The sequence below is a fragment of the Nonlabens xiamenensis genome (assembly GCF_003865345.1).
Classification (GTDB): Bacteria; Bacteroidota; Bacteroidia; order Flavobacteriales; family Flavobacteriaceae; genus Nonlabens; species Nonlabens xiamenensis.
This window is the reverse complement of record NZ_RMVE01000001.1, coordinates 892,263-906,462: the sequence shown is the minus strand read 5'-3', so window position 1 is coordinate 906,462 and position 14,200 is coordinate 892,263. Positions and strand designations below refer to the sequence as shown.

At 42.9% G+C, this 14,200-nt stretch carries 9 protein-coding genes; 3 read left to right on the top strand and 6 right to left on the bottom strand.

The features are described from left to right. Nucleotides 1–31: 31 nt before the first annotated feature. The 4 genes from ilvC to ilvD are packed head-to-tail and all read right to left on the bottom strand — an operon-like array spanning nt 32 to nt 5,538. Nucleotides 32–1,531 (bottom strand): ketol-acid reductoisomerase, encoded by a 1,500-nt coding sequence (gene ilvC / locus EGM47_RS03945; RefSeq protein WP_124979441.1) that lies wholly within the window; start codon nt 1,529–1,531, stop codon nt 32–34. A 10-nt stretch (nt 1,532–1,541) separates the two neighbouring features. Beyond that, nucleotides 1,542–2,069 carry an acetolactate synthase small subunit gene (gene ilvN / locus EGM47_RS03940; protein ID WP_124979440.1) on the bottom strand — a complete coding sequence of 176 codons (528 nt, stop codon included), beginning with the start codon at nt 2,067–2,069 and terminating at the stop codon, nt 1,542–1,544. A 41-nt stretch (nt 2,070–2,110) separates the two neighbouring features. Beyond that, a complete protein-coding gene (gene ilvB, locus EGM47_RS03935) occupies nt 2,111–3,844 on the bottom strand; it encodes a biosynthetic-type acetolactate synthase large subunit (RefSeq protein ID WP_124979439.1) in 1,734 nt (577 codons plus the stop codon). 17 nt (nt 3,845–3,861) lie between these two features. Continuing rightward, entirely contained in the window at nt 3,862–5,538 is a 1,677-nt protein-coding gene (ilvD, locus tag EGM47_RS03930; protein ID WP_124979438.1) for a dihydroxy-acid dehydratase, read from the bottom strand. Between the two features lie 605 nt (nt 5,539–6,143). On the opposite strand from ilvD, the gene metK reads away from it, so the two are divergent. Continuing rightward, the gene (gene metK, locus EGM47_RS03925; protein WP_124979437.1) at nt 6,144–7,400 is read left to right on the top strand and encodes a methionine adenosyltransferase; all 1,257 of its coding nucleotides are present in this window, start codon (nt 6,144–6,146) and stop codon (nt 7,398–7,400) included. Between the two features lie 83 nt (nt 7,401–7,483). Here the strand turns inward: metK and EGM47_RS03920 are convergent, their stop codons facing one another. Next, nucleotides 7,484–9,964 (bottom strand): sodium-translocating pyrophosphatase, encoded by a 2,481-nt coding sequence (locus EGM47_RS03920; RefSeq protein ID WP_124979436.1) that lies wholly within the window; start codon nt 9,962–9,964, stop codon nt 7,484–7,486. A gap of 208 nt (nt 9,965–10,172) precedes the next feature. On the opposite strand from EGM47_RS03920, the gene EGM47_RS03915 reads away from it, so the two are divergent. Continuing rightward, nucleotides 10,173–10,673 carry an LVIVD repeat-containing protein gene (locus EGM47_RS03915; RefSeq protein ID WP_124979435.1) on the top strand — a complete coding sequence of 167 codons (501 nt, stop codon included), beginning with the start codon at nt 10,173–10,175 and terminating at the stop codon, nt 10,671–10,673. A gap of 3 nt (nt 10,674–10,676) precedes the next feature. Then, nucleotides 10,677–11,417: an LVIVD repeat-containing protein gene (locus tag EGM47_RS03910; protein ID WP_124979434.1), complete on the top strand. Its 741-nt coding sequence runs from the start codon at nt 10,677–10,679 to the stop codon at nt 11,415–11,417. A 115-nt stretch (nt 11,418–11,532) separates the two neighbouring features. On the opposite strand, the gene EGM47_RS03905 is transcribed toward EGM47_RS03910, so the two are convergent. Further along, nucleotides 11,533–14,055 (bottom strand): DUF5686 and carboxypeptidase-like regulatory domain-containing protein, encoded by a 2,523-nt coding sequence (locus tag EGM47_RS03905; RefSeq protein ID WP_240642172.1) that lies wholly within the window; start codon nt 14,053–14,055, stop codon nt 11,533–11,535. Nucleotides 14,056–14,200: the final 145 nt, after the last annotated feature.

The window sequence follows — 14,200 nt, the reverse complement described above, 5'->3', positions numbered from 1 at the left end:
TTTATTTATTCAAAACTATTTCTGATAGTTATTAGATGGATTTCATAGCCGTCATGGAGTCCCTAAGTTTTTCACCTACAGATTCGATTGGATGATTTCTAATCGCTTTATTGACAGCAATTAGTTCCAGGTTATCCACTTGTTTCTTGGTTCGGGATGTTGAAGATGCTCCTTCCGTTTTATAGGCATAGTCTTGACCAATCAAGGATTTATCCAATTGATCTACAAAATCCGCAAGCAATGGCTTACAGGCATGATCAAATAGATAGCAACCATATTCTGCCGTGTCTGAAATGATCCTGTTCATCTCAAACAATTTTTTTCTGGCTACCGTATTGGCAATAAGCGGAAGTTCGTGCAAGGATTCGTAGTACGCACTTTCCTCTACAATTCCAGAGGCAACCATGGTTTCAAAAGCCAACTCGACTCCAGATTTGATAAAAGCCACCATTACCGTACCATGGTCAAAATATTCCTGTTCAGGCAGAGTAGCTTCTTGAGCGTTAGATTGCTCAAAGGCAGTATTCTCTGTAGCCGCTCGCCATTTCAGCAAATTAACATCATCATTGTGCCAATCTTCCATCATGGTGGCTGAGAAGTGACCTGACATGATATCGTCCATATGTTTTTCAAAGAGCGGCTTCAAAATTTGTTTCAGTTCTTCTGACAATTGATAGGCTTTTATCTTTGAAGCATTGTCCAAGCGATCCATCATATTGGTTATACCGCCATGTTTTAGGGCTTCTGTAATACGTTCCCATCCATATTGAATCAATCTGGAGGCATAGGATTCCTCGATGCCCAATTCGATCATACGATCAAATAAGAGGATGGATGCCGTTTGAAGCACCCCACACAAAATAGTTTGCTCTCCCATTAGATCGCTCTTGACTTCTGCCACAAAGGAAGATTCAAGAACCCCTGCGCGATGACCTCCTGTGGCAACGGCATAGGCCTTGGCCTGTTCCCAGCCTTTTCCTTCAGGGTCATTTTCTGGGTGTACTGCAATCAGGGTAGGTACTCCAAAACCTCTTTTATACTCCTCTCTAACTTCAGAACCCGGACATTTGGGAGCCACCATGATAACAGTGATGTCCTCTCTAATTTGTTGACCCTCCTCAACAATATTGAAGCCATGTGAGTAAGATAAAGTAGCTCCCTTCTTCATTAAGGGCATGACTGTTTCTACCACATTGGCATGTTGCTTGTCTGGCGTAAGATTCAAAACCAAATCAGCATTTGGGATCAATTCGTCATACGTTCCTACCTTAAAATCGTTTTCAGTTGCATTTTGATAAGAAGCACGCTTTGATTCGATGGCTTCTGGGCGTAAGGCATAAGAAATATCCAAACCAGAGTCTCTCATATTCAATCCCTGATTAAGTCCCTGTGCGCCGCAACCTATGATGGTAATTTTTTTGTTTTTTAAAGCTTGAACACCATCCTCAAACTCGGCTGGCTCCATAAATCTGCATTGAGAAAGCTGCTGCAGTTTTTGGGATAAGGATAAAGTGTTGAAATAATTTGACATGCTGAATAGTTTATGGGTTGAATGTTTGAAGTAATTTGGTGATTTCCATGGCCTCTTTGGTCACAGCGATTCGACCTGAACGGTTGAACTGTAGTATTCCAAAAGCACTGAGTTCGCGATAAAGCAAATCCACCTCGCTGCTACGACCTGATTTTTCTAGCACAAAGAAATCTTTATTGACTGTAACGATGCGTGCGTTGCTATCTTTAATGATATTTTGAATCTGGCGCTCTTCAAATAGAAGATCGGATTTGATTTTAAATAAACAGGATTCTTGGTAGATGGTTTCATCTTCGGTGTGGTAGTATGCCTTTATGACTTCTACCTGTTTTTCAATCTGGCCAATGATTTTCTTGATCTGATCTTCACTGACATTCACCAAAATGGTCCATCTGGAAACCTCATCAATTTCAGAAGCAGAGCTGTTAATACTTTCAATATTGACATGTCTACGTTGAAAAATCGCCGAAATACGATTGAGTAAACCAATATTATTTTCGGTATAGATGGATATGGTATAGCGTTCTTTATTTTCCATTGGGGTATGTTTTGGACGGTGAGTAGAGAAAAGCTTTTTTATTACTCGAGTCGACATTCAGACACTGAAGCTCCTGTTGGTATCATAGGAAACACATTGGCCTCCTTTTCTACACAAACCTCTAAAAAGTAGGAAGTTTTGGCTTCCATCATTTCTTTAATCGATTGCGCAAGTTCTTCTCTACGGGTGACTTTTTTGGCTGGTATTTGGTATCCTTCTGCAATTTTGACGAAATCAGGATTGGTCATTTCGGTGCTGGCATATCGTTTGTCAAAAAACAACTGTTGCCATTGACGTACCATACCTAAAAATTCATTATTAAGTACTAAGATCTTTACGGGTACCTTGGTTTGAAATATGGTTCCTAATTCTTGGATGGTCATTTGATAACCACCATCACCGATCACAGCCACCACCTCACGATCAGGGGCAGCCAACTTTGCGCCTATGGCAGCAGGCAAGGCAAAACCCATTGTTCCCAGACCGCCAGAGGTAATATTACTGCGTGTGTATTGAAACTGAGCGTACCTACAGGCAGCCATTTGATGTTGGCCTACATCGCTTACAATCGCCGCTTTTCCCTCAGACTCTTTATTGACCTGCGCGATAACTTCAGCCATGGTCAAACCTTCTGAACTGGGTTCCAAATCCTCTTTGATCACCTTTTCTATTTCAATCGCATGCAGCTTTTTAAAATTTTGGTGCCACTCGTCGTGTTTCCGCTCTTGCAGTAGCGGCATGATGGCGGCGAGTGTGTTTTTTACATCACCTAACACGGGTACATCAGCAAATACATTCTTGTGTACCTCGGCTGGATCGATTTCAAAATGAATGACTTTGGCTTGCTTGGCATACCGCTTGAGGTCGCCAGTTACCCTGTCGTCAAACCTCATTCCTATGGCAATGAGTACATCGCATTCATTGGTCAGCATATTGGGGGCGTAATTGCCGTGCATTCCTACCATTCCGACGTTGAGCGGGTGTGATGTAGGAAGCGCACTGGCTCCCAATATCGTCCATGCAGCGGGAATACCTGTTTTCTCTACAACAGCTTTAAACTCTTTTTCTGCTTCCCCCAGAATCACTCCCTGACCCCAAACGATCATGGGCTTTTGGGCCGCATTGATCAATTCGGCTGCTGCCTGCAATGAGGAAGAATCCGTTTCTGGTACAGGTTGATAGCTCCTGATGGAATGACATTTCGCGTAAGCAAAATCCAACTCCTCAAATTGGGCATTTTTGGTAATATCAATCAGAACCGGGCCTGGTCTTCCACTTTGAGCAATGTAGAAGGCTTTGGCCAAAACGGTCGGTATATCACTAGCCTTAGTAATTTGGGCGTTCCATTTGGTCACCGGAGTAGAAATTCCCACAATATCTGTTTCTTGAAAGGCATCAGTCCCCAGTAAATGGGAAGCGACCTGTCCAGTGATACAGACCATGGGCGTAGAATCAATCATCGCATCAGCCAGTCCAGTGATCAAGTTGGTTGCTCCAGGTCCGGAGGTTGCTACAGCTACACCAACTTTATTAGAAATACGGGCATAGCCTTGTGCCGCATGTGTAGCACCTTGCTCATGTCTGGTAAGTATATGTTTGAGTTGATCCTGGTAATGGTACAGTTTATCATAAAAAGGCATGATCGCCCCTCCAGGATATCCAAAAATTGTATCCACGCCTTCAGCGAGAAAACATTTGATGATGGCTTCTGCTCCTGATAAACGCTCCGTGTCTTTTGTTAAGGGAGCTTGCTTCAACGCTGTCTGTTCCTTCATAGCATAGGGATTTTGGATTAAAATTCGTCGGTCACACAACCTTGGGAGGCTGAGGATACGGTTCGGGCATATTTATAAAGTACGCCGCGATTAAACTTGAGTTGGGGTGCCTTCCACGCGGCTCTACGCTTTTCCAACTCTTCCTGGGACACCTCCAGGTGGATGGTATTGGTTTCGGCATTGATCGTGATGATATCGCCATCCTGCACAAGTGCAATGTTTCCACCATCCTGTGCTTCTGGCGTAATATGACCTACTACAAATCCGTGCGTACCTCCAGAGAATCTGCCGTCTGTTATCAAGGCCACCTCTTTGCCCAATCCAGCCCCCATAATTGCGGCGGTAGGCTTCAGCATTTCTGGCATGCCCGGACCACCTTTTGGGCCTTCGTAGCGGATCACCACCACATCTCCGGATTTCACTTTGCCATCCCTGATTCCATCGTTTGCCGCATATTCTCCATCAAAAACCCTGGCAGAACCAGAAAAGTATAAACCCTCTTTTCCAGTGATCTTGGCCACACTTCCTTCACTAGCAAGATTGCCGTAAAGCATTCTGAGGTGTCCAGAAATCTTGATGGGTGAATCGATGGTTTTAATTACGTCCTGCCCTGGCGTAAGTGGTGATACTGACGCCAGGTTTTCGGCAAGGGTTTGGCCAGTAACGGTTAAACAATCACCATGGAGCAAACCTTTTTCTAAAAGGTATTTCATCACTGCTGGAATACCACCTACCCGATGGACATCTTCCATAAGGTATTTTCCGCTGGGTTTAAGATCGGCCAAAAATGGTGTGTTATCGCTAATTTTTTGAAAGTCGGATAGGTCAAACGGAATTTGTGCAGCTCTGGCAATGGCTAGAAAATGGAGTACAGCATTGGTAGAACCACCTAGAATTGTAACCAGGCGTACTGCGTTCTCCAGAGATTTACGAGTGATAATATCAGAAGGTTTAATATCCTTCTCCAGCAACTTACGCACTGCTTTTCCCGCAGCGATGGACTCCTCTTTTTTATCTTGGCTCAAGGCTGGATTAGAAGAGTTAAAAGGTAACGACATGCCCAAGGCTTCAATGGCACTGGCCATGGTATTGGCTGTATACATACCACCGCAAGCACCGGCTCCTGGACAGGCTTTTTCTACAATGCTTTGGTATTCCTCTTCTTGCATCGTTCCAGCTACCTTGCTGCCCCAGGCCTCGAAGGCTGATACAACATCCAGTTTTTGGCCATTATGGCAACCAGAGTCAATGGTTCCTCCATACACCAAAACACAGGGCCTGTTCAAACGGATCATAGCCATAAGCGCACCCGGCATATTTTTATCGCACCCCACTACCGTCACCAAGGCATCATAACTCATGGCTTGAACAACGGTTTCCATGGAATCGGCAATAATATCTCTGGAAGGCAAGGAATAACGCATACCCGGAGTCCCCATGGAAATACCATCACTAACGCCAATTGTATTAAAAATAAGTCCGACCAAATCGCTGTCCTGAGTACCTTTCTTCACCAATTTGGCCAAGTCATTTAGGTGCATATTACACGGATTGCCCTCGTAGCCTGTACTGGCAATTCCTACAAAAGCCTTTTTTAAATCCTCACGGCTCAAGCCAATGGCATGTAGCATGGCCTGAGCTGCGGGTTGGGTAGGATCTTGGGTAACGGTTTTACTATATTTATTAATCATCAATTATCAGGTTGTTGGCAGGTCCGTATTTTCCTCATGACCTGGTTGTATCGCCTATTCTTTACCAAAACTAAAAAGCAACAATTCCCTTGAAACGGTTCAAAATCAATACTACTGTTGCCCAAAAGCAAAGACTTAGGTTTAGTAATCTCATTTACAATGATTTGAACCAATTCTATATATGATAGTCAAGGGTAGATCCAACCTGAGAATTGGATTTAAAAAAGCAACTTTTAATGCGCTGAACTTATGCCACCAGTAAAAACATCAGTTGTGAGGTAGCTGTCCCAGCAAGACTGAATCATATTTGAGATTACTACGAGGTGTTTCGTGGTTATGCATACCCTGCCCATTGTAATGAAATCAATTGATCTGATGGCTTACTTTAATTATCCTTTCTTAGGCTTGGGGAGAAACCTATGAGTTTATTACATTTGCCCTTCAGCATGAGGAAAGATTTGGCTGCTTGCGACCTCGTTCCATTGACAATGGAGCACAAACGCTAAAACAGTGTACTGCATATCAGACGACAGCCTATTTTTTCTTGTGATTATTAATCTTGCGAAGCTTGTACTGTTCACGCTTTCGCGAAAGCGCACATTTTAAAGATGCCATATTTATTTACATCAGAATCCGTGAGTGAAGGACACCCGGATAAAGTTGCTGACCAGATCAGCGATGCCTTATTGGACAACTTTCTTGCTTTTGATCCTGAGTCAAAAGTGGCCTGTGAAACCTTGGTCACTACTGGCCAGGTGGTATTGGCAGGTGAAGTAAAATCCAATACCTATATCGATGCTGCACAAATTGCCCGGGATGTAATCAACAAAATAGGTTATACCAAAGGTGCTTATCAATTCTCTGGAGATTCCTGTGGCGTCATATCCCTTATCCATGAGCAGTCCCAAGATATTAATCAAGGTGTAGATCGTGAAACCAAGGAAGACCAAGGCGCTGGTGATCAAGGAATGATGTTTGGGTATGCCACCAATGAGACTGAAAACTATATGCCGTTGGCGCTGGATATCTCTCACAAAATATTGATCGAACTAGCAGCTTTGCGCAGAGAAGCAGATCAAATCAACTACCTCAGGCCCGATGCCAAATCTCAGGTCACGATTGAGTACAGCGACGACAATGTACCACAACGTATAGATGCTATCGTTATATCCACCCAACATGACGAATTTTTGGAAGATGATGATGCGATGTTGGCCCAGATCAAAAAGGATTTGGTGGAGATATTAATACCGAGAGTGATAGCTCAATTACCAGAATATGCACAAAAGTTGTTTAACGACGACATCACTTACCATATAAATCCTACGGGTAAATTTGTAATTGGCGGGCCTCATGGTGATACTGGACTTACCGGTCGAAAGATTATTGTGGACACCTATGGAGGTAAAGGAGCTCATGGAGGAGGAGCCTTTTCAGGGAAAGATCCTTCCAAGGTAGATCGCAGCGCTGCCTACGCTTCCAGACACGTCGCTAAAAATCTGGTGGCCGCTGGATTGGCGAGCGAAGTGCTGGTACAGGTTTCCTACGCAATTGGAGTCGTTGAGCCAACTTCCATCAATGTAGAAACTTATGGCACTTCTACCTTAGATATGACCGATGGCGAAATTTCAAAAAAAGTAGCGGAAATTTTTGACATGCGACCAGCAGCGATTGAGTCCAGGTTGAAATTGAGAAATCCGATCTATAGCGATACAGCGGCCTATGGCCATATGGGTCGTACACCACGAATGGAGACTCTGGTGTTCGAATCGCCTTATAATGGGCGCGTCGAACGCGAAGTTGAATTGTTCACTTGGGAAAAGTTGGATTATGTAGATCAAGTGAAAGCAGCATTTGGTCTGTAGACGCTCACTGAGTAAATAATAGTTAAAAACCCCATTTCAATGATTTGAAATGGGGTTTTCGTTGAAAGCAACAATTAGACTTCTTATCTAAAGTTGTCGATAGACCTTTCGAGTGACTCGATTTTGGCGTCTACCTGAGCGTCAGTCCCAGTAATGACTTGTGTTTTGGAGATATTGGCTCCATTTTTTTTGGTGGTGATGGTTACCTCAGCAGTTACCAAACCTGTATCTTCATCTTGGGTTTTGAGAACTTTTATGTTGTCGGAAACATATTCTACTTCTTTCACCTCAGAAGACATATTTGCACCTAATTCCGTTTCATCGCTCAGGGTGTGTCCGCCCAAGATAGGAGCGACAACCAGACCTATCAAGCAGGTAAGTTTGATCAAAATATTCATGGATGGTCCAGAGGTATCTTTGAATGGGTCTCCGACAGTATCTCCAGTTACGGCAGCTTTATGAGCATCTGAACCTTTATAAGTCATTTTTCCATTGATTTCTACACCCGCCTCAAAAGACTTTTTAGCGTTGTCCCATGCACCACCAGCATTGTTTTGGAATATGGCCCATAAAACACCACTTACGGTTACTCCAGCCATATAACCACCCAGCATTTCGGCGATCAATACGTGGTTCATACCAAAAGCCATGGGTAAAAAGGCAATCACCAATGGAAATCCAATGGTAAGTAGACCTGGCAGCATCATTTCCTTAAGAGAAGCTTTGGTAGATATGTCTACACATTTATCATATTCTGGTTTACCCGTACCTTCCATGATACCGGCAATCTCTTTAAATTGACGCCGCACTTCCTGTACCATTTGCATAGCAGCTTTACCTACCGCATTCATGGCCAGCGCACTAAATACAACAGGTACCATCCCTCCCACAAACAGCATGGCTAATACGGGAGCTTTGAAAATATTGATCCCGTCAATTCCCGTAAAAGTTACGTATGCAGCAAATAAAGCTAGTGAGGTCAAGGCCGCAGAAGCGATCGCAAAACCTTTACCGGTAGCCGCAGTCGTATTTCCTACGGAATCCAAAATATCAGTTCGCTCTCTCACAATAGGATCTTGCTCACTCATCTCGGCAATACCACCTGCGTTGTCTGAAATAGGTCCGAATGCATCGATAGCCAATTGCATGGCGGTGGTGGCCATCATAGCACTTGCTGCCAAGGCAACACCGTAGAATCCAGCCAAGGCATAAGAAGCCCAAATGGCTCCGGCGAACAATAACACAGAAGGGAAAGTAGAGATCATCCCTGTCGCCAAACCGGCAATAATATTGGTTCCTGCACCAGTAGAAGACTGTTGAACGATTTTCAAAATCGGCTTTTTACCCAATCCAGTATAATATTCAGTCACTGACGAAATTACAGCGCCCACTACCAATCCAACCAAGGTAGCAAAGAACACATTCAAGGAAGATACCCTGAGATATCCTTCACCAAAGAATTTCATTTCCATGGTTTCTGGCAACATCCAGGTACATAATGCATAACAAGCGATGGCTACAAGTATAATAGAAGTCCAGTTACCTACATTCAATGCACCCATTACCTGAGCTTCCTTGGCTTCATTATTTTTGATCTTCACCAGCATGGTTCCGATCACTGAGATGATGATACCTACCCCAGCAATGGCCATCGGTAATAAGATAGGACCAATACCACCAAAAGCATCCATAAATCCATAATTGGCATCACCTGACATATCACCATTGAACTTGACCACATCGCGTATCACATAATTACCAAGTACCATCGCAGCCAAAACGGTAGCCACATAGGAACCGAATAAATCAGCACCCATACCTGCTACATCACCCACATTGTCACCAACATTATCTGCGATGGTGGCCGGGTTACGAGGATCGTCTTCTGGGATTCCAGCCTCTACTTTACCTACCAGGTCTGCTCCAACATCGGCAGCTTTAGTATAGATACCGCCGCCTACTCTAGCAAATAGAGCTATAGACTCTGCTCCTAGGGAAAATCCTGCCAAGGTTTCCAAGACAACAGTCATTAATTCGGTAGGTTGCAACTCGGCGCCATTGTAGGCTCCAGCCTCCCAAATACTACCCATAAAGTACCAATAGAAAAAGATAAAAAAGGCCGTTAGTCCCAATACCGCAAGACCGGCAACTCCCAATCCCATCACCGTTCCACCGCCAAAAGAAATTTTCAAGGCATTCGGCAAACTGGTACGTGCCGCCTGAGTGGTACGCACATTGGTTTTGGTAGCAATTTTCATCCCGATATTACCTGCATAAGCTGAAAACACAGCTCCGAAAACAAAAGCAATCACGATCATCCAGTGGGTCGTTGGGACTACAAAGGAAACTATGGCCAATAAGATGCTGACAATTACGACAAATATGGCTAACAAGCGGTATTCAGCTTTCAAGAACGCCAATGCTCCTTCATAAATATGGTCTGAAATCTCCTTCATACTGCCGTCACCGGCACTCTGTTTCATAACCCAAGATTTTTTGACGACCATGTAAACAAGGCCCAAAACAGCCAGCAATAGCGGCAGATAAATCATATATGATTCCATATGTTTTAAAGTATTTGGTTTTTAATGAGGCTAAATGTAATAAAATAATGTTAAGAAAACGATTGAGGATTCCTGATCCCATAATGTGGGTGTAACTGGGCGGACAAATGCACAAAAAAACTAGGGTTTGGTAAGAAAATAATAAAATAGGCAATTTTATTAGGCAACCTTTAAGCACTTTTTCCATCCAATCAAAAACCAACTACTGATGAGACGTCTCTTATACCTCTGTTTTTTTGCACTTAACTCATGTTTATTTTACGGCGGTGAGGATGATATTTTGACTGAACCCCCAAGTATTTACGAGCCCATCAGCGTCTCCAGGGCTGTATTGCACGCTCAAATAGAAATGACCGATCACCAGACGTCCATCAATACCGGCAAGATTTATATCAAAGACGATTTTCTATTTGTAATTGAAAAAGACATGGGAATCCATGTGTATGATAACAGTAACCGAAATACACCTGTACCTAAATTTTTCATCGCTATTGGCGGGATTACCGACATATCCATCAAGGGAAATTTGATCTACGCTCATCATTATACGGATCTGGTAGTCATAAGACCTGATTTTACCGTAGGTAATCTACAAATAGTACATATCAGCCCAGATGTTTTTCCACAACTTAAGACCCCAAACGGATGGTCAGCAGATCATTTTGAAATCCCTGAAGACCACATTATTATTGATTACAGAATCCTATAAACCATGAATAGAATAATTTTTCTCATTGCTTTGGCAACACTGGCGATTTCCTGCAGTGCCGATTCTGACAGCACTACATTCAACGATCAGGGTACTGGACAGGGTGGTTCTTTAGCCAGATTCATCATTGTAGAAGACTATCTCTATACCGTGGACGAGGAAAGCCTTCACGTTTTTGACATTCATCAAGCTGAAGCACCTGTAAAAGTGAATAGCCAATATATAGGTTTTGGTATTGAAACCATTTACTCGTTTGAAAACACATTGTTTTTAGGCAGCCAGCTGGGTATGTATATTTATGGGCTAGACGATCCGACCAGTCCGCAACTGCTGTCAGAAGCCAATCACCTGCGTTCCTGTGACCCGGTCGTCAGTAATTACAATTACACCTTTGTCAGTCTCCACACCAACGCCACCTGTCAGGGCCAACTGAATCAATTAGAGGTCTATGAAACTTCCGACCTTACTCATCCTGTTCTTCTGGGAACCATGCCTTTTGAACGGCCGATTGGTATGGGCATCTATCAGGATTATTTAATTTTATCGGATTTAGATAAGATCCGGTTTTTGGATATAACTAACCCAAGGTCTATCCATGTAGTGTACCAAATTACAGCCGATACTTATGATGTGATTGTAAGAGGCCATCAGCTTTTTGCGATTGGCCCAGAGGAGATCATCCAATTTGACCTAGATCCAGCACAAATAAGCAATACAACAATGATCAGCCGACTTACCTATTAAGTCTAAGCCTATTTTCATTAATTGTAACAACTCTCGAACCAGAAACATGGTACGGAAAGCTGTAAAAAAATATCATTAAGTAAGCCCTCTACAGTGAAAAATCTGTTGCGTAGTCTTAGAAACTAAACCCAAAACTACCAGTAACCGCAATACTTCTGGCGTCAGGCAGGTAGTTGTAACTTCCCCTGAAACTTACGTCTATGCGTAGGATCTTAAAGATATTGCCAATACCGGCACTGTATTCCCAGTAAATATCTTCTGGCGCCCGGTATTCTAGATTACTGCGGTTGATCGCAATATTTTCATCACTGATGGTTCCATATACTGCACGCAGCCCTACCAGCTCCCTAAGATTGAGATCTCTTAACCAAGGAACTCTAGAGAATAATCTACCGTTAAAATTATGATTGAGGTGAAGGGTGGTATATTGATCGGTAACGAACTCGTAAAAATTCATGGTGTTAAAAGCTCCAGCCAAGTTGAAGTAAGTCTGATTTCCTGGAATCACATCCAATAAAGCCAGGGGCACTTGTCCAAATGTTTTACCTGCCTCTACTCTAGCGGTAAGCTGACCGAAAGCCCCAATCTGAAATGGATGGGAATAATAAAATTGGGCCCGATTATAATTGAAATCACTATCCAAAAAATCTTCAATACCGCGGGTGTAGTTGACATATAGAATTGGATAGTCCCCATCATTGATGATCGTACGGTCTACGCCATAATTGGACGTTTTGCGACCTGGGGTATAAGTGGTAGTTAGGGATACATCGGTTTGGGACACCTCTCCAGTTACAATACTCGTCCCAGGAATTCTATAATCTAAACTAAACACACCTGGATTGGCAGTCTTAATTGTACGGTGACTTGCACCTATACGGAACTCCAGATTGTATAATGGTTCAAAACTCAGCCCAAAAGTGGATAGATTGATGGAGGAAAGCCTGCCGTTGTTTCCTGCAGTAATCAATGCACTGGATGCCAAGCTACGTCCCAAGACATCATTGGTATTGGTTAAGCTGGCGGCCAATTGCTCCACATCTCTCCTATTCCCACCATACAGGGTAAGTCGGCTCTTTTTGTCCAACAACCATTTTCCAGAAATCCCGTATTTAACTTTATCGTCTCTAAATCCGTAAGCCAGATAGCCCTCCAAACGCCAAGGATCATTTGCACCAAAATAAGTACGCCCACCTCCTCGTAATCGCAGTCCCTCTACCTCATTGAAACCAAACACAGAAAACACCGGACCAATATCAAAATTGTCAATCTCATAATAACCTGATGCCAGGATAGTCCCTAAATTATAAAGTCGCTTGAATTTTTTGTTTTCCTTGAGTGTGTCCAGCATCGTATAGACCTGCTTCTCGTCCTTGTTCAGTTTTTCCAAGCGATGCTCATCCCAATAGGCTTCATCCCTGTTGTATATTTCGGGATCATAGTCATTGACCCGGCGTCTGTAAAAATCTTCTGGCTTTTGCTCATCAAAACGATAATCATCAAATAAGGTGGTTCGTTTTCCGTATATGCCTTTGGATTTTTCTTTTTTATTGAGTGCAAAATCACTTAAAAAATAATCCCTGGTGATTAAGAAAAGACTATCGTTCAGTACATCGTATTCCTGCTCGATATAAATTTCTTTGACCCAGTTGATATTGGCGCTCTTAGTGGCCTGCATATTGATCTCTTTGATCGCATAAGAGTCTGCCGCCACCCAAAAATCTCCTTTAAAGGTGAGTTCGTTTTTCCTTCTGGGATAATAAACAATATTATAAGCTTCCACCCCATCGACCATGGCCGTGTCCCTCAGTACATAATTGTAAGTATCTATACCACTCTTCCCTACCGGACTGGTAAAACTTTTATCAAAGAACTTTAAATAGCGATCGTAAACATCAATATCGTTGTATAAATCCTTGACAAAAGCAATAATGGTTTGGTTTTGAGAGAAACCCGAGTTTTTATTGGCCTTGACATCTTCCTTCTCTTTGTTCAATTGATTATCCCCATAAACCGTAGACAAGGATTCATTAATAAAGATGGGTAAGTAGGTTTTACCGGTGACTTTACTGGTATCAGCATAGTCAAAAATAAATTCCATCCCCTTGAACAACTTTGAATTGATCATCGCGCTGTCGATGGTATTCATGTCAAATTCCAGTTTTTCATACTTGTCGTACTGGTATTGGTTGAATTGTGACAGGCCGTTTTTTCTGCGATTGGCCCAAACCTTGCGCAGGATATCAATGGCTGGATTGTTTTTCTTAGAGGTTTTCCCTGAGTACACTACCACCGCATCTAGCTCTGCCGTATCTGTGCTCAATTTAATGACCAAATCCAATTGCACTCGTCCCTCTAGCGGAACCAACTGTGTCTTATAACCTACAAAAGAAACCTCAATGTTCTCAAAGGTCTGGTCGGATTGTAGATAAAATCTCCCATCGTCATTGGAGATCGTCCCTTCACTAGATCCGGGAAACACCACATTGGCAAAAGGTACCGTATCACCAAACTCGTCGTATATCACGCCTCCTACCTTTGTCTGTGCCTGCAATCCAAAGCTGATCAAACAGAACAGCAGGATGGATATATGGGAGGATTTCGCTTTCGCGAAAGCGAGAAAATGCATTATGTACATGTAACAGATTAAATGGCCGAATATATACATACTTGCCTTAAGCCTAAGCATTCCGCCACAAAAAAAATGATGTTAACCTTTTTATGGATGAGTACATCAATAGATGAATGTAGCAAATTTCCGCTACTACCCATTTACTGTACAA